The following is a 16,996-nucleotide window of genomic DNA, read 5'->3' as shown; positions in this document are numbered from 1 at the left end:
TGTCTGCGTTCGTTTGGAGGCTGCGGCAACCAGCGTGGTAAACTGCGCCGGTTGTCGCGCACCGGGAGCGTCTCCATGTCACTCTTTCTCGTGGTTTTCGCCGTCTGTCTGCTGGTCAGTGTGGCCACCGTGACGGCGCTGATGCTGTCTCGCACGCCCCGCTACCGCACCCAGGCGCAGGATATGCTCGATCTCTTCGATGCAGTGCTGGATAACCGCGCCAGCGAAGCACGCTGGCATACCCTGATCGGCTATCCGATCCGCCACGATGCCTATCTGGAAAACCTGCGCCGGCGAAGCCAGCATCTGATGGAAACCCACGGGCGCCCCTGGCAAGCTGCCCAGGGCGGGTCGCTGTTTTCCCGCAGCGGACGTGAAGAGCTGGTGGCGCTGCGCGATCATCTGGCCGCCCACCAGGCGCTTCAGGGAGGCGAGTATCGTGCCTGATCCGGCTCTCTTGCGGCAGACATCATGACCGATACGATTCGCCTGGCACCGCTCGACAACGCCATTCAGCATCATCATCACGACTATCACCAGATCGTGATCGGGCTGTCCGGCTACGCGGAATTCGAGATTGCCGGCCAGGGCGGTGTCGTGGCGCCGCTTTCCGGTTGCCTGGTGCCGGCCAATATCGAGCATTATTACGAAGGAATTGGCGACAACCGTCAGTTGATCATCGATCTGCCGGACGACGCCACTTCCCTGACCGGCATGCACCGCCAGTTGAGAAGCCTGTTCGACCGTCCGGGCTACTTCTCGCTGGACGAGTCGCTGCAGCATTATCTCCAGTTCCTGATTCAGGAGATGACCCATGCCAGCCATGCGCCGGCGGATCTGCTGGTCACGACGCTACTGAGTTCGCTGCATGCCCGTCTCGGCGCAGCGCTCTGCTCTCCGCCGCTGACCAGGCGAGCCAGCCGGTCGCTGGACATTCAACGACTCGAGCAGTTCGTGCTGGAACGGCTGGACCAGCGCCTGAGCGTATCCGATCTGGCCAATCTCGCCTGCCTCAGCGAGGCGCACTTCTCCGAACGCTTTCGCGAACAGACAGGCATTACACCGTATCAGTTCGTGATGCGGTTGCGGCTGACCCGGGTTCGCGAGCTGACGACATTGACCGATATGCCACTGGCCGACATCGCGGAACGCACCGGATTCGCCAGCCAGAGCGCTCTGAGCCATGCCTTTCGCCGTCGCTACGGCCACTCCCCCATGCAACTGCGTCGCCCCTCTGCCAATGGATAACCCGGGCTTTTTCGCAAATCTCCCCGGATAATTGGCAAGAACCCTTCCCCCGTTTCACGCTAGAGTCAGCCACCACGCCTTTCCATTATTACCGGCCACCGCCTGCTTGCCGGGAGTGATCGCCGAGGCTAACGCCGATTCCTGTGGTCCATACTGCCGTGGTCCATACTGCTATAGGGGGCTTCAACAATGCTAAAAGCCGATCAAATGCTGGACACTGCCACCTGGCAGACTTCGCTCGACGAGCTGTTTGCCAGAATCAGCGACCATTACATCGTCGACGAAGACGCCTATCTGACCGAGCTGTGTACGCTGCTGGGGGCGGGTGAAGCCGATTTCGCACGTATCGGCGACAAGACGGCACAACTGGTACGTGATGTCCGGGCCATGGATACCGCCGTCGACTCCATCGATGAGCTGCTTCAGCAGTACAGCCTCGACACGCAGGAAGGCGTATTGCTGATGTGCCTGGCCGAAGCGTTGCTGCGCATTCCCGACAAGGCCACCGCCGACGCGCTGATCGAGGACAAACTGGGGGTCGCCGACTGGAAGCGTTATCTGGGCCAGAGTGAATCCTGGTTCGTCAATGCCTCGACCTGGGGCCTGCTGATGACCGGCAACGTGATCCAGATGGACAAGCCGCGAGAAGGCAAGCCGGCCAACTTCATCAACAAGATGGTCAATCGCATGGGCGAGCCGGTCATTCGCAGTGCGATGTATCAGGCGATGAAGATCATGGGGCAGCAGTTCGTGCTGGGCCGCACGATCGACGAAGCGCTCAAGCGCTCCCGGCCGCTCTTCAACAAGGGCTACACCTACTCCTACGACATGCTGGGCGAAGCCGCCCGTACCCGTCAGGATGCCAAGCGCTATTTCGACGATTACGCCGCGGCGATTCTCGAGGTGGGCAAGACCAGCCTCAAGCTGGACGCCAGGACACCGGCGCCGTCCGTCTCGATCAAGCTGTCGGCGCTGCATCCGCGCTATGAGTTCGGCCGCCGCACCCAGGTACTCGAAGAGCTCGTCGGTACGGTCAAGCAGCTCGTCGAACTGGCTCGCGAGCGTCACGTCGCGCTGACCATCGATGCCGAGGAAGTGGATCGCCTCGAACTGTCGCTCGAGGTCTTCCGCGCTGTCTTCGAAAGCGATGTCTGCCGTGGCTGGGGTCATTTCGGTTTGGTGGTTCAGGCCTACTCCAAGCGTGCATTGCCGGTCCTTCACTACATTAATCGCCTGGCCGATCGACAGGGCGACGAGATCCCGCTGCGTCTGGTCAAGGGCGCATACTGGGACACTGAGATCAAGGAATCGCAGAAGCTCGGCGTCGATGGTTATCCCGTCTATACCCGCAAGGCGTGTACCGATGTCGCCTATCTCGCCTGCGCCCAGTTCCTGCTATCCGAGAACACTCGCGGCCGCCTTTTCCCCCAGTTTGCGACCCATAACGCGCACACCATCACCAACATTCTCGAACGGGCCAACCATGCCGATCGCGCATTCGAATTCCAGCGCCTGCACGGCATGGGTGAAGCCCTCTACGATGCCGCGCTGACCCGGGCGCCCGAAGGCACCTACTGCCGCATCTACGCCCCGGTGGGAGCGCACAAGGATCTACTGCCCTACCTGGTCCGGCGCCTGCTGGAAAATGGCGCCAACTCGTCGTTCGTCCACCAGTTGGTCGACCCCCGCGTTCCAGTGGAATCGCTCTGCGTTCACCCGATCGCCACGCTCAAGCAGTACCCGACCTTCGCCAATACCAAGATTCCGTTGCCGCGCCAGATCTATGGTCCTGCACGCAAAAATTCCAGGGGCGTCAACTTGAACATCAATAGCGAATATCAGCCGCTCATCGATCGCATGGCGAAGTTCATGGAGCGTGAGCATCACGTCAAGCCGCTGCTCGGAATCGATGTCGCCGACGACGAAACCCAACGCCAGCGGGTCACCAGCCCCTATGACCGCCGTCAGTCCGTAGGCAGTGTGCAGTGGGCGACGCGCGAGCAGGCCGAAAAGGCCGTCGGTATCGCCTGGCAGGCCTTCCCCCGCTGGAGCGAAACGCCAGTCGAGGAGCGTGCGGCCATCCTCGAACGTCATGCCGACCTGATGGAGACGCATCTCGCGGAACTGATGACGCTCTGCTCCCGCGAGGGCGGCAAACTGCTCACCGATGGTGTCGACGAGATTCGCGAAGCGGTGGATTTCTGTCGCTACTACGCGGCGCGCGCACGCGAACTGTTCGCCGAGCCGACCGTATTGCCAGGGCCGACCGGCGAATCCAACGAGCTGGTGATGCAGGGCAAAGGGGTCTTCGCCGCGATCAGCCCCTGGAACTTCCCCGTCGCCATCTTTACCGGCCAACTGGTCGCCGCCGCGGTGGCCGGCAACACCGTACTGGCCAAGCCTGCAGAGCAGACCTCGCTGGTCGCCAACCGCGTGATCGAATTGCTGTACGAGGCCGGCATGCCCCGTGACGTGGTGCAGTTGCTGCCCGGCGACGGCCCCACCGTGGGTAGCGTCCTGAGTAGCGATCCGCGCATCACCGGCGTGGTCTTCACCGGGTCGACCGATACCGCGCAGATCATCAACCGGGCCCTGGCCGCCAGGGAAAATGCCGCGCTTCCCACGCTGATCGCCGAGACCGGTGGCATGAACGCAATGATCGTCGATTCGACCGCCCTGCCCGAGCAGGTCGTGGCCGATGTCGTCCACTCCGCATTCCAGAGTGCCGGGCAGCGCTGTTCCGCGCTACGCGTTCTTTATCTCCAGGAAGATATCGCCGACCGTGTGATCGAGATCCTGCGCGGGGCCATGGATGAATTGCGCATCGGTGACCCGCGTGACCTGGGCACCGATGTCGGCCCGGTCATCGATGAAGACGCCCGCCAGGGTCTGCTCAAGCATGTCGAGACCATGAAGGCCGAAGGCCGCTTGATCGCCGAAGCGAAGCTCGATCCGGCCCAGACCGGCAACGGCACCTTCGTTGCGCCGATGGCATTCAATATCGACGGCATCGAGTCGATGGAAACCGAACAGTTCGGCCCCCTGCTGCACATCGCCCGCTACCGCGCCGATCAACTGGAAGCGGTCATCGACTCCATCAATGCCAAGGGCTATGGGCTGACGTTCGGCGTTCATAGTCGCAACGAGAACTTCACCAACCATGTCGCCAGCCGCATCCGCGTCGGCAACGTCTATGTCAACCGCGATATCATCGGCGCGGTCGTCGGCGTACAGCCGTTCGGCGGGCAAGGATTCTCCGGTACCGGACCCAAGGCGGGCGGCCCCCATTATCTGTTACGCTTCGTCACCGAAAAGACGCGCACCATCAATACGGCCGCGCTGGGTGGGAACGCTTCACTGCTTGCCATGGGAGACGAGTGATCGCCACGTCCGGCCTAACAATTAAGAAACAGGAGACGTTTTTATGGCTATTGGTGTCTGGATAAGCCTTTTTGCCTACTTTGCGCTCATGATCGCCATCGGCCTCTACGCCATGCGCACATCCACTTCCACGTCCGAAGACTACATGCTGGGCGGCCGGACGCTCAGCCCGCAGGTGGCGGCGCTGTCGGCCGGCGCCTCGGACATGAGCGGCTGGCTGCTGCTGGGGTTGCCCGGGGCGATGTTCGTCTCCGGCCTGGGCTCGGCCTGGATCGGTATCGGCCTGTTCGTGGGGGCATTCTTCAACTGGCTCCTGGTCGCACCGCGCCTTCGTGAACAGACGGTTCACTATGGCAACGCAATCACCATCCCGGCCTTCCTGGCAAACCGGTTTCCCACCCGGGCGATGTCGCTGCGAACAGTATCCGCTATCGTCATCGTCGTCTTCTTCGCGGTCTACACGGCGTCCGGCCTGGTGGCAGGTGGCAAGCTGTTCGAAAGCGCCTTTGCCGACGTCATCAACATCGGTAGCCTGAGCGACTATGCGGCGGGTGTGATCATCACGCTGGGCGTGGTACTGGCGTATACGGTCGTCGGCGGCTTCCTGGCCGTGAGCATGACCGACTTCGTGCAGGGCTGCATCATGATGCTGGCGCTGGTGATCATGCCGGCGGTGGTCATCTTCGGTGACGGTGGCGGCGGTTTTTCCCAGGCCTCGCAGACCTTGAATGAAGTCGATCCCACGCTGCTATCGTGGACGGATGGCCTGACCTTCATTGGTTGGCTGTCTGCGGTGACCTGGGGGCTGGGTTATTTCGGGCAGCCGCACATCATCGTGCGTTTCATGGCCATCCGATCGCTGAAGGATGTACCCGTCGCCCGCAATATCGGCATGAGCTGGATGCTCATCTCTCTCGTCGGGGCGATCTCTCTGGGTATATTCGGCCGTGCCTATGCGATCCGCAACGGTCTGGAGATCCAGGATCCGGAAACGATCTTCATCATCCTGGCGAATCTGCTGTTCCATCCGCTGATCACCGGTTTCCTCTACGCGGCACTGCTTGCGGCGATCATGAGCACGATCTCCAGCCAGCTGCTGGTGGCCTCTTCGTCACTGACCGAGGACTTCTACCGTCTGTTCCTGCGCAAGGAAGCAACGGAAAAGGAAACCGTGGCCGTCGGCCGAATTAGTGTCGTGCTGGTTGGTCTGGTGGCCGCCGTCATTGCCTCCGACCCGGACTCTCAGGTGCTGGGGCTGGTGAGCAACGCCTGGGCCGGCTTTGGTGCGGCATTCGGCCCGCTGATCCTCCTCTCGCTGATGTGGTCTCGCACCAACGGCGCCGGCGCCATCGCGGGCATGGTGGTGGGTGCCGCCACCGTCATGATCTGGATTTCGCTAGGCTGGAACGGCGAGTTCATGGGCGGTCCCGGCGTCTACGAGATCATTCCCGGCTTCATCGCCTCCTTCATTGCCATCCTGGTGGTGAGCAGCGTGACCAGCGATGCCGGGGAGTACAAGCAGATCTCGCGTTAGCAACGCGCGCATGACGCACTCGGGGCCTCCAAGGGCTCCTACGGAAGAGGGCTCCTACGGGAGCCCTTTTTCATGCTCCGCCGATGCACGACCAGCATGCTCGCCTACGTCCCGCATACTCAGCGACTTTCCATCCGAGCCCTAGACATGGTGTTCGCGGAACGCCCACAGCCGCGAACCGACGTAGGTGATCAACGGCACAGTCAACGTAGCAATGACGATGGCCCAGAATCCCGCGATCCTGGTGGACGCCAGCAGCGCCGCCAGCACCCCGTTATTGAGTACGAATCCCAGCACCGCCAGGGTAAAAAATCGTTTTGCCCGTCCGCGGCGCCGGAACGTCAGCCGCCGATGGCCGACGAGGGAGATCTGGAAGGCAACCAGAAACCCGCACAGGTTGACGATAAATTCCGACAGCGTCGGCCATAGCGCGCTCAGGACAGCCGCAACCGACAGATGGGCCGCCGTCGCCACCGTGCCTACCAGGCCGAAACGTGCGGCGGTCTTGGCTTCGCGCTTGAGTCGACGTTTCATGAGGTGCGGGAGGCCTCATCGACCAGACCCGCTTTGGCCTCCAGGCTATCTTTGGCCTCCAGGCTAATCTTACCCTCCAGGCTATCTTCGGCGATCAGGTAGAGCGGCCGCTGCTTGGCCTCGATGAACAGGCGTCCCACGTATTCGCCCAGAATCCCGACGGACAGCAGCTGCATGCCACCGAAGAACAGGATCGCCGTCATCAAGGACGCATAGCCGGGGACATCGCTACCCACCACGATCACACGCCCCACGAGAAGCAGAATGTAGAGAAACGCGAGCCCCGCGATGACCGCACCGAAATACATCCAGATGCGCAGCGGCCAGGTCGAGAAGCTGACGAAGCCGTCGATGGCGAAGTTCCAGAGTTTCCAGAAGTTGAACTTGCTCTCTCCGCTCTCTCTCGCCGGCCGGTTGTAATAGACGCCGGTGCAGCGGTATCCGGGCCAGTTGAACAGTCCTTTCATGAACCGGTTACGCTCCGGCAATCGCTTGATCGCCTCGACGACACGGCGATCCATCAGCCGGAAATCCCCCGCGTTACTGGGGATGGGCGTCTCCGCCAGCCGGTTGAAGAAGCGATAGAAAAGCCCGGCGGAGGTCCGTTTCGCCTGGGTATCTTCATCCCGCGATCCCCGAATGCCGTAGACCATGTCGTAGCCATGCTCCCGCCACAGACGAATGAATTCCAGAATCACCTCCGGCGGGTCCTGCAGATCGACATCCATCGGCACCACGGCATCACCGCGCGCATGGTCGAGACCGGCGGTCATGGCAGCTTCCTTGCCGAAATTGCGCGTCAGCGATATCACCCGAGTGCGAGGATCCAGCGCTGCCCGCTCTCGCAACGTGACAAGCGTCGCATCGGTGGAGCCGTCGTCGACGAACAGAATTTCCAGTCGCGGCACCGCATCGCCCAGCGTGCGATCCACGGCTTCCAGGAAACGCGCGATGGCCGCTTCCTCGTTCATTACCGGCACCACGATCGACAACATCCAGTCTCTCTGACGACGCTCCACGAGCACTCCTTGCGCGATGTGCTGCCACCTCATCTCGTATTGGCAGCTTGAGTCATTCGCTACTACGGTAATCCTAGCCGGTAGCAGCGGATGGCGCACAAACAGGCGTAACGCCTACTGAGCCGTAAAAAAACGCTGTTTCAAAATTTTACTGGACATAAAAAACACTGTTTCCTATCATGGCGACGTTGTCTCATAGAATGTGAAGGCCGGTAACACGGCTTCATGATGAAAGGAAGGGAGTACTTATCATGACCAAGACCAAACTGTTTTCTGCAATGGTGGTTGCCGGCGCTTGCGCATTCGGAACCCAAGCCGCTTTCGCTTATGGCGCCGGCGACTTCTATGGCCGTCTGGGCGTTGCCAAGACCGACGTTGACACCGGTTATACCGATGACAACGACAAGGGCGCCTACCTGGGCCTGGGTTACATGGTTCACGACAAGATCGGTGTCGAGCTGAGCTCCATGACCGAAACCAAGGTTCACGCTGAAGGCGGCAACTTCAAGCAGGTTCCGATCAACCTGATGGCTCAGTACTACCCGCTCGGCGGCATGGACTCTGCTGTCCAGCCCTATGCTGGTGTCGGCGTCAACTACACCACGTTCTCCGACGAAAGCGGTGTCGGTAGCGTTGACGACTCCTGGGGCGCAGCCGGCCAGTTGGGCGTCGACCTGAACGTCACCGAAAACTTCGGCTTCAACGCTTTCGCGCAGTACACCGATGTCAGCGCCGACATCAGTGGCGGCCGCGATATCGATCTCGATCCGGTCACCGTCGGTGCCGGTGTCACCGCTCGCTTCTAAGCGATCGGCGATCGATAGCAAAACCGGGCCTCAGGCCCGGTTTTTTGTGTCCGCGATTCAGAAAGCGAACGACCACACTCGCTGTGACCGCTCACGCCTGGGTGACGATGCGGTCGACGACGGCGAGTTCACGGATCACCGGCTCTCTCCTCGAGGCCGGTTCGTCCTTGAGCCACACCTCCATTGCCGGCGCGACCGCACAGCTCTCCGGCAATGTCGCACGGGCGTCGATCAGTGCCTGCAGGCGGGCGATAAAGACGTACCGCAGCCACTGCGGCAGCGACATGGTATCGACACAGAATGGCTGCCGGCTTTCGAACGCCGAAGCGTCCGGCCGGGATTCCTCCCAGAAGCCGGCTTCCATCAGGGCCGTTTCCAATTCACGCAAGGCACTGGCCAATTCATCGTGTGGACTCATTCTCTCTCCTGTTGCTGTCTGGAGCTGTCTGGATATGGCGCCTTCAGGGTTGCTCACAGAAACCCTGAAAGAGCCTGTGGATAAACTTGGGACACCTTGATCGGAGCGCCGCAAGGCATGAGCTGGCGGAAACTGTTCAATTTTTGGCCACCCCCTATCCAGCGCCGTCACCGCAAGTTACAGTGCGCGCCTCGATGAACATGACGACCGTCTACCATGCAAACGCTGAGCGATTTTTTCGCCCATAGCGGCGCGGAGCTTGCGCTGTCGACCCTGGGTCGACGTGTGGCGCCAATGCGTCAGGACACTTTCGCTGCCTTCGAACAGGAGCGCGAACCATGGCCGCTACCCTGGAACGGTCATGCGCAGGTCGCCTGCGCCCTGCGCTGGCCGGCGACCTATCAGGATCCGGCGATCTGGTTTCTGTCGTTGCCGCTGGATGAACAGGGCATGCTGGTTCCTGCCGCGCGCGACGAATTTCTCGATCGCCTGCTTCAGACTCTGGGCACCCAGCCTGCCGATCCGACGCAGAACGGGCTCGCACAAGGCAAGCTGGAGCCGACCAATCTGATGCAGGACAACCCCCTGGCATTCGAGCCGGAGCTGCACCAGCGCGCGCTGCTGCATGCTCGCCTGTCTCGCCATTTCGGGCAACCGTCGTCATCGCATTCGGACATGGTGCGTCGCTACCTCATCGGTGACGACGCTCTCAACTGGCAAATGCTCGGCCTCCAGGGCCTGGCCGATCAGGTGGTCGACAGTGATCCTGCCGTCATCGAGGCATTGACGCTGCGCCTGAACGCGCTGCCCCGCGAGGTGATTCTGCCGCTGTGCTACCTGATGGAGCATGGCGATACGCCGGCCGAGCTGCTGCCCACTCTCTGGCACGCACTCGCCACCACCCGCGAAGCGCAGGATATAGAAACGTTCTGCGCCCTGCTGAGAGCGCTGCTGGGCAGCGACGACCCCCGGGTCGGAGAATGGCTCGATCGTATTCTCGACGACGACGACCTCATGGCCGCCGATTGTCTTGCCGCCATTGCCGCCCGCGGCTGGCAGCACCTCGAACATGAAACCCGGCTCATGCGGTTTCTGGAACGTCTGGCAAGCTGCAGGAATGCCAACTTTCGCCGCGTCGTCCGTGATTTGGCATTGATCCCCCGCCTGCGGCTGCCCATATTGATGATGCTGCGTCAGGCGCCGGCGCACTCTCCCGTGGGCCGGCTCGTCAGAGAATGGAATGCTTGAACCCATGAAAGCACTACCCTACCAGGCCAAGGCGGTCATCGGCCGGCGTGAAATGGTCACGCTACCGGATCTGCACATGACACTCTGCTGCAAGGCGGACACCGGCGCGAGAACATCGGCCCTGCATGCGGAGCGGATCGAACCCTACGAGGAGAACGGCCATCCGTGGGTTCGATTCATCACTCGCTCGAGTGGTCAGCAGAGCACGCACCATGAATGTCAGCTGCCACTGCACGATCGCCGCCGGGTGAGGAGTTCCAACGGCCAGCAGGAATGGCGCTACGTCATTCGTACGCGTCTTCTGCTCGGCGGCCTGGATTTTCCCATCGAGCTGACCCTGACCGATCGCAGCAACATGCGCCACCCCATGCTACTGGGAAGGCGCGCCATGCGGCGGCTTCTGGTTGCCCCTGGTGCCGCGTTCCTGCACGGCGAACCCTGACGGCCCGCTTCACCTCATCTGTCCTTCCATTCACGCATCGGAGTCCCAAGCGCATGCATATCGGCATTCTGTCACGCAATCGTAATCTCTACTCGACGCGGCGCCTGGTCGAGGCCGCCGAGCAGCGTGGCCATACCGTCAGAGTCGTCGATACGCTGCGCTGTTACATGAGCATCGCCTCGCATCGCCCTTCGATCCATTACAAGGGCGCAGAGCTCGAGCCCTTCGATGCGATCGTCCCGCGCATCGGCGCGTCGGTCACGTTCTATGGCTGCGCCGTGCTGAGGCAGTTCGAGATGATGAACACCTACGTGCTCAACGACTCGGTCGCGATCACCCGCTCGCGCGATAAACTGCGCTCGCTGCAACTGCTTTCTCGCAAGGGATTGGGACTACCGGTCACCGGCTTTGCCCATTCGCCCGACGACATCCCCGACCTGATCACCATGGCCAAGGGCGCCCCGCTGGTGATCAAGCTGCTGGAAGGCACCCAAGGTATCGGCGTGGTCCTGGCGGAAACCAACCAGGCCGCCGAGTCGGTCATCCAGGCTTTCATGGGCATGAAGGCAAACATCATGGTTCAGGAGTACATCAAGGAAGCCAAGGGCGCCGATATTCGCTGCCTCGTGATCGGCGACAAGGTCGTGGCATCGATGAAGCGCCAGGCTGCCGAGGGTGAATTCCGTTCCAACCTCCACCGCGGCGGCACCGCCAGCGTCATCCGCATCACGCCGGAAGAGCGCTCCACCGCGATTCGCGCAGCCAAGGCCATGGGGCTCGGCGTGGCGGGCGTCGACCTGCTGCGCTCCAACCACGGCCCGGTGATCATGGAGGTCAACTCCTCCCCCGGCCTGCAAGGCATCGAAACCGCGACCGGCAAGGACATCGCGGGTCTAATCGTCGAGCATCTGGAGAAAAATGCCAGTACGCCGCGGAAAGCGCCGCCGAAACCCAAGGGCTGATGGGAGAGCGATCGAACAAATAGCCGAAAATCCTAAATTTTTCTGCGCCCGGGGGTGGCAAAACAGTGTTTCCGGCCGCACAATTTGTGTCACCTCAGGAGGTGGCCGCACATGTTTCTCGACAATCGCCAAGTGGCGATGGACAGCGTACTCGAAGCGCTGGCCGACAGTCTCGACTATTTTCAGGACAATCTCGATCGCCTGCGACCGGCGCTGCGTAATGCCCTGAAACCCCATTACGAGGAACGTGGGGCCGCCATGCGCGAACTGCAGCAGCTGGTTCGCGAACATCTCGATATCCTGCCCCGCGATGCCGATGTCGAACGCGACGATTACCTCTGGCTCTGGAGCCGTATCAAGAGCTTCGTCGGCAACGACAGTGCCGTGCTGCTCGGAGAGCTGCTCGAGCAGGAGCGCGTCTTGATGCAGGCGCTGGGCACGGCGTTCACGCATCCTCTGCCGGAAGCCCTGGAGCCCGCGCTGGAACGCTGCTGGAAGAACTGCCGTGCATTGATCCGGGAGATCAACAAGCTGCAGCAACGCCAACGCTGAGAAGCGGTTCCTGGGGGCACGCTACCTTGCTGGCAACGCCTCAGGCTTGGAAGCGTGTCATGGCGACTACAGCTGAATCGGCTCCAAAGGCCCCAGGAAGTAAGGCTTTCGCCCCCAGATGTAAAGATCGCCAAAGGTGGCGGCACGGGCAAGCCATTCGCGTAGACGCAGCCGCCATTCTCCCTCGACGCCATCATCGGGCACCGCACAGCCGGTAGCCTCGATCCCCAGCGCATCGGCAATGAACAGGGCCCGCGGCAAGTGCCAGCCCTGTGAAATCAGCATCAGTCGATCCGCGCCAAACACCTCCTTGGCGCGAACCACGCTATCGAACGTACTGAAGCCGGCATAATCGAGCGTCATGTGCCTATCGCTGATATTGCGATGCCGCAAGGAGCGCCACATGCTGATCGGCTCGTTGTAGTATCGCGTACGGTTGTCGCCGGAAAGCAGCAGATGCTGGACACGATGAAGCCTCAGCAGTTCTGCCGAGGTCTCCATTCTGGCCTGATAGTAGGGATTCGCGCCCCCTTCCCGCAGCCACTGTGCGGTACCGAAGACCAGCCCGACCGGCTGCATGGCGCATAGAGGCACCTCGTGTTCGACTCGGGCGTGGGTCTTCTGGAGTATCCAGAGATTAATCACCACGACACCGATCACCAGCATCAACAGGCCGGCAAGCAGCGCCTTGAGCAATCCCTTCAGCAGCTCGAGCATAAGTGAACGACACAGAAACGGTGAGGGAAAAACGATCGTCGGGCACCCCGGCCGGGAGTCGAATGGCGATGAGAAATGTCGATCAACATGTCGCGTTCATTGTCCTGCCAGAAACCGGCTCGCGCAGCCCGAGGAGCGTGGCTTCATGCAGCGTGCCCAGGATCCGTCGACGCTAGAACATTCCCAGCTCCAGGCGCGCCTCTTCGCTCATCATCTCACGGCTCCAGGGCGGATCGAAAACGATTTCCACATGAACCTTGGAGAACTGCGGCGCCCCGAGAATCTTGCGCCGCGCGTCCTCGGCGATCACATCGCCCATGCCGCAACCGGGCGCCGTCAGCGTCATGCGAATGGTCACCATGCGTTCGCCGGTGAGCAGGCGCTCGATACGACAGCCGTAAACCAGCCCGAGATCGACGATGTTGACCGGTATCTCCGGGTCGAAGCATGTCCGCAGTTGCTCCCAGACGAAAGCTTCCATTTCGGCTTCCGTCGCATCGGGATTCAGCGTCGGCCGCTCGAGTGCCTTCAGCCCCAGCGCGTCGAGATCATGACCTTCGATCAGATAGAGACGACCTTCGTAGCTGACGCTGATCGAGTTGCCTTTGGCCTGCATCACCACTACGGTGCTGTCCTCGGCCAGCGTGATGGTCTTGCCGAACGGAATCGAAATGACATCGACATCCCGCTGCAGCGGCATTTCCTGACCCTTGTAGACCTCGTTTAACGGATCCATCATTGCTCCTGACAGAATTGCCGGCCCGGACACGCCGGACGCCGGAACCGGCTCAGCGCAGCATGCCCAGCACGCGCTGCAAGGCCTCGACGAACGCATCGACCTCTTCCGGCGTGTTGTAGACCGCCAGCGAGGCACGACAGGTCGCCTCGACACCGAAATGACTCAATACCGGCTGGGCGCAGTGATGCCCGGTGCGAATCGCCACACCCAACTGATCGATCAACAGACCGATATCCTGGGCATGCGCACCGTCGACGAGAAACGAAATCACGCCCGCCTTCTGCGGTGCCGTGCCGATGATTCTCAGCCCGTCGATCTGTTCGAGCTTCTGGGTTGCATGATCCAGCAGCCACTGCTCCCAGGCCGACAGCCGCTCGATGCCAAGCGCGTTGACCCAGTCCAGTCCCGCTCCCATGGCGATGACATCGGCCACCGAAGGCGTTCCCGCCTCGAACCGGTGCGGAACGGCCGCGAATTCGGTACCACGATCGAAGGAGACTCGCGAGATCATCTCCCCGCCGCCCTGCCACGGCGGCATGGAATCGAGGAGGGAAGCCTTGGCATACAGCGCCCCGGCCCCCATCGGCCCATAGACCTTGTGACCCGAGAACACATAGAAGTCGGCATCCAGCGCCTGCACGTCCACTGCCTGATGCGGCACAGCCTGGGCGCCATCGACCAGAATGAGCGCACCGCAGGCATGGGCATCGCGCGCCATCTCGGCAATGGGATTGATCGTGCCCAGCGCATTGGAGACATGGTTGACGCAGACCAGCCTGGTCCGCTCGCCCAGCATCTCGCGATAGGTCTCCTGATCGAGTACGCCTCGAGCATCGACGGGGATGACCTTGATCACGATCCCCAGTTCACGCTCGAGCAACTGCCAGGGCACGATGTTGGAGTGATGCTCCATCAACGAGATCACCACCTCGTCGCCCGCCTTCAGGTTGGCCCGGCCCCAGCTGTTGGCGACCAGATTGATCGCCTCGGTGGCCCCCCGCGTGAACACGATCTCGCGCGGCTCGAACGCATTGAGGTGGCGCTGAACCGTAGTGCGCACGCCTTCGAAGGCCGCCGTCGCCTCGTCGGCCAGCGTATGCAGCCCGCGATGGATATTGGCGTTGTAACGACGGTAGTAGTCGCTGAGGCTGTCGATGACCGCCACCGGCGTCTGACTGGTGGCGGCGTTGTCGAGGTAGATCAGCGGTCGACCGTGAACCTCACGATCGAGAATCGGAAAATCCCGACGTACGGCCGCCAGGTCCAGCGTCAGATCGGTAATCGCGGTCATCTCAAGCCTCCTGAATCGCCTCGGCGGTTTCCACCAGGTCGGCCAGGTTGAAGCGCTCCGGCAGACGACCCGCGACGGCTCTTTCGACGCGCTCGGCGATGACGTTGAGACGCACCTTGTCCATGACTTCGCCGACGAAGGCCAATGTCAGCAGCGCCCGAGCCATCGGCTCATCGATGCCGCGGCTACGCAGCGCATAGACGGCTTCCTCGTCCAGCTGGCCTGTGGTAGCGCCGTGGGAACATTTGACGTCGTCGGCGTAGATCACCAGCTCCGGCTTGGTGTCGATCTCGGCACGGTCGGACAGCAGCAGGTTGGCGTTGTTCTGGTACGCCTCGATCTGCTGCGCGTCCTTCTTGACGAAGACCTTGCCGTTGAACACGCCGCGAGAACGGTCATCTAGCACACCCTTGTAGTTCTCGTTGGAGAACGTGCGCGGCGCGTTGTGATTGACCAGCGTGTGGTTGTCGACGTGCTGACGCCCCTGGACGAAGAACAACCCGTTATAGGCCGCTTCGGCGCCTTCGGCATTGAGATCCGTCACCAGATCGGTACGTACCAGCGCCCCGCCAAGGTTCAGGTTGTACGAGTTGAAGCGGCTGTCGCGCCCCTGATCGACGTGGATGCTGGCCACGTGCAGATCCGTCAGCGCCGCTTCCTGCAACTTGTAGTGATCGACGATGGCACCGCGATCGAGCAGCACTTCGGTCACCACGTTGGTGAAATTGGCGGCGTCGGGCTCGCCCGAATAATGCTCGACGATCGTCGCCTCGGCGCGCGCGCCCGCTTCGATCAGTACCCGCGGATGGCTCATCACCGGCCGTTCGTTGGCCCGCGACAGCAGCAGCACGTAGATCGGCTTGTCGACCACCGTACCGGGTGCCAGACGCACGATGACGCCCTCTTCGGCGAAGGCGGTATTGAGCGCCGTGAACGGCGAGAAATCGACACCCGCCAGACGGCCGAGCGAACCGCCTACTGCCTCGTGGTTGGCAGCCATCGCCCTGGATAGCGGTTCGAGGGAAACGCCGGCCGGCAGGCCGTCGAGCCGGGACAGCTCGGCACTGAACACGCCGTCGACCAGCACCAGCCGATAGGCGTCGATATCCAGGCGCTGCTCGTCGAAGCGGGCAGTGTCGAACGCGGCGTCCGTCGCCAGAGCGAAATCGCCCTCGGCAATACGGCGCACGTCGGTATATTTCCACTCTTCGTCACGTCGCGTGGGAAAACCCAAGGCCTCGAAGCGCGCCGCGCCGGCCTGGCGCCGTGCCGCGACCCAGCTGGGGTCTTCGGCGCGGCGTGCGGTCAGACGCTCGAGAAAGCGTTCCGGTGCACTCATGCGGCAGATCCCTCCAGCACCCAATCGTAACCGCGGGCTTCGAGTTCCAGCGCCAGGTCCTTGTCGCCGCTCTTGACGATACGACCATCGACCAGCACATGAACATGATCCGGCTCGATGTGATTGAGCAGGCGCTGATAGTGCGTCACCAGCAGAATGGCGCGATTGGCGTCACGCAGCGAGTTGACGCCGTCGGCGACGACCTTCATGGCGTCGATATCGAGACCGGAGTCGATCTCGTCGAGCATCGCCAGCTTCGGCTGCAGCACCAGCATCTGCAGGATCTCGTTGCGCTTCTTCTCGCCGCCGGAGAATCCTTCGTTGACCGCTCGCTGCAGGAAGCTCGGGTCCATCTTCATCTCGGCGCTCTTTTCGCGCACCAGCTTCATGAACTCCGGCGCCGGGATCTCCCCTTCACCGCGCGCGGCGCGCTGGGCATTGAGCGCCGCCTTGAGCAGGTAGATATTCTTGACCCCGGGAATCTCGACCGGGTACTGGAATCCCAGCAACAGACCGGCGCGAGCACGCTCTTCGATTTCCATTTCGAGCACGTCCTGACCTTCGAACAGGATCGTGCCCTGCGTCACCTCGTAACCGTCCTTGCCGGCGATCACCGCCGACAGCGTCGACTTGCCCGCGCCATTCGGCCCCATGATGGCATGGACCTCACCGGCGTTGATGGTCAGATTGAGGCCCTTGAGGATCGCTTTGTCCTCGACCGTAACGTGAAGATCTTTGACTTCGAGCATGTGAAACCCTTGAAACG

Annotated in this window: 17 protein-coding genes; 9 read left to right on the top strand and 8 right to left on the bottom strand. The window is 61.7% G+C overall.

The features are described from left to right. The first annotated feature begins 75 nt into the window (after positions 1 to 75). From DOM32_RS11785 to putP, 4 genes are all read left to right on the top strand, one after another. Positions 76 to 447 (top strand): hypothetical protein, encoded by a 372-nt coding sequence (locus DOM32_RS11785; protein WP_071233226.1) that lies wholly within the window; start codon positions 76 to 78, stop codon positions 445 to 447. Between the two features lie 24 nt (positions 448 to 471). Next, on the top strand, positions 472 to 1,248 hold the full coding sequence (locus DOM32_RS11780; RefSeq protein ID WP_110634713.1) for an AraC family transcriptional regulator: 777 nt from the start codon (positions 472 to 474) through the stop codon (positions 1,246 to 1,248). Positions 1,249 to 1,437: 189 nt separating this feature from the next. Next, entirely contained in the window at positions 1,438 to 4,629 is a 3,192-nt protein-coding gene (gene putA / locus DOM32_RS11775; protein ID WP_110634710.1) for a bifunctional proline dehydrogenase/L-glutamate gamma-semialdehyde dehydrogenase PutA, read from the top strand. Positions 4,630 to 4,672: 43 nt separating this feature from the next. Continuing rightward, positions 4,673 to 6,163, top strand: a complete 1,491-nt coding sequence (gene putP, locus DOM32_RS11770) for a sodium/proline symporter PutP (protein WP_071233229.1) — start codon at positions 4,673 to 4,675, stop codon at positions 6,161 to 6,163. A 141-nt stretch (positions 6,164 to 6,304) separates the two neighbouring features. Here the strand turns inward: putP and DOM32_RS11765 are convergent, their stop codons facing one another. Beyond that, positions 6,305 to 6,697, bottom strand: coding sequence for a GtrA family protein (locus DOM32_RS11765; RefSeq protein WP_110634707.1), 393 nt, complete (start codon positions 6,695 to 6,697; stop codon positions 6,305 to 6,307). After that, on the bottom strand, positions 6,694 to 7,716 hold the full coding sequence (locus DOM32_RS11760; protein WP_244179903.1) for a glycosyltransferase family 2 protein: 1,023 nt from the start codon (positions 7,714 to 7,716) through the stop codon (positions 6,694 to 6,696). The genes DOM32_RS11765 and DOM32_RS11760 overlap by 4 nt, the downstream gene beginning before the upstream one ends. Before the next feature lie 251 nt (positions 7,717 to 7,967). Here DOM32_RS11760 and DOM32_RS11755 point away from each other — a divergent pair, with 251 nt between their 5' ends. Beyond that, a complete protein-coding gene (locus DOM32_RS11755; RefSeq protein ID WP_071233232.1) occupies positions 7,968 to 8,522 on the top strand; it encodes an OmpW/AlkL family protein in 555 nt (184 codons plus the stop codon). Positions 8,523 to 8,613: 91 nt separating this feature from the next. Here the strand turns inward: DOM32_RS11755 and DOM32_RS11750 are convergent, their stop codons facing one another. Continuing rightward, positions 8,614 to 8,940, bottom strand: a complete 327-nt coding sequence (locus DOM32_RS11750) for a YqcC family protein (RefSeq protein WP_071233233.1) — start codon at positions 8,938 to 8,940, stop codon at positions 8,614 to 8,616. A 216-nt stretch (positions 8,941 to 9,156) separates the two neighbouring features. Between DOM32_RS11750 and DOM32_RS11745 the strand changes: the two genes are divergently transcribed. The 4 genes from DOM32_RS11745 (at position 9,157) to DOM32_RS11730 (ending at position 12,144) form a co-directional block, all read left to right on the top strand. Beyond that, positions 9,157 to 10,188 carry a DUF3549 family protein gene (locus DOM32_RS11745; protein ID WP_110634701.1) on the top strand — a complete coding sequence of 344 codons (1,032 nt, stop codon included), beginning with the start codon at positions 9,157 to 9,159 and terminating at the stop codon, positions 10,186 to 10,188. A gap of 4 nt (positions 10,189 to 10,192) precedes the next feature. Continuing rightward, the gene (locus DOM32_RS11740) at positions 10,193 to 10,630 is read left to right on the top strand and encodes an ATP-dependent zinc protease family protein (RefSeq protein ID WP_071233235.1); all 438 of its coding nucleotides are present in this window, start codon (positions 10,193 to 10,195) and stop codon (positions 10,628 to 10,630) included. A 53-nt stretch (positions 10,631 to 10,683) separates the two neighbouring features. Beyond that, on the top strand, positions 10,684 to 11,592 hold the full coding sequence (rimK, locus tag DOM32_RS11735; RefSeq protein ID WP_071233236.1) for a 30S ribosomal protein S6--L-glutamate ligase: 909 nt from the start codon (positions 10,684 to 10,686) through the stop codon (positions 11,590 to 11,592). Positions 11,593 to 11,703: 111 nt separating this feature from the next. Then, a complete protein-coding gene (locus tag DOM32_RS11730) occupies positions 11,704 to 12,144 on the top strand; it encodes a ferritin family protein (protein ID WP_071233237.1) in 441 nt (146 codons plus the stop codon). 66 nt (positions 12,145 to 12,210) lie between these two features. Here the strand turns inward: DOM32_RS11730 and DOM32_RS11725 are convergent, their stop codons facing one another. The 5 genes from DOM32_RS11725 to sufC all read right to left on the bottom strand — a co-directional run bounded on the left by DOM32_RS11725 (position 12,211) and on the right by sufC (position 16,979). Further along, positions 12,211 to 12,861, bottom strand: coding sequence for a SanA/YdcF family protein (locus DOM32_RS11725; protein WP_071233238.1), 651 nt, complete (start codon positions 12,859 to 12,861; stop codon positions 12,211 to 12,213). Positions 12,862 to 13,033: 172 nt separating this feature from the next. Then, on the bottom strand, positions 13,034 to 13,597 hold the full coding sequence (sufT, locus tag DOM32_RS11720; protein ID WP_071233239.1) for a putative Fe-S cluster assembly protein SufT: 564 nt from the start codon (positions 13,595 to 13,597) through the stop codon (positions 13,034 to 13,036). Positions 13,598 to 13,649: 52 nt separating this feature from the next. Further along, positions 13,650 to 14,891 (bottom strand): cysteine desulfurase, encoded by a 1,242-nt coding sequence (locus DOM32_RS11715; RefSeq protein ID WP_071233240.1) that lies wholly within the window; start codon positions 14,889 to 14,891, stop codon positions 13,650 to 13,652. Position 14,892: 1 nt separating this feature from the next. After that, a complete protein-coding gene (sufD, locus tag DOM32_RS11710; protein ID WP_110634698.1) occupies positions 14,893 to 16,230 on the bottom strand; it encodes a Fe-S cluster assembly protein SufD in 1,338 nt (445 codons plus the stop codon). Beyond that, on the bottom strand, positions 16,227 to 16,979 hold the full coding sequence (gene sufC, locus DOM32_RS11705) for a Fe-S cluster assembly ATPase SufC (protein WP_071233242.1): 753 nt from the start codon (positions 16,977 to 16,979) through the stop codon (positions 16,227 to 16,229). The genes sufD and sufC overlap by 4 nt, the downstream gene beginning before the upstream one ends. Between the last annotated feature and the right edge of the window lie 17 nt (positions 16,980 to 16,996).

Source organism: Salinicola salarius (assembly GCF_003206135.1).
Classification (GTDB): Bacteria; Pseudomonadota; Gammaproteobacteria; order Pseudomonadales; family Halomonadaceae; genus Salinicola; species Salinicola salarius.
This window is presented reverse-complemented; position numbering and strand designations above follow the sequence as displayed.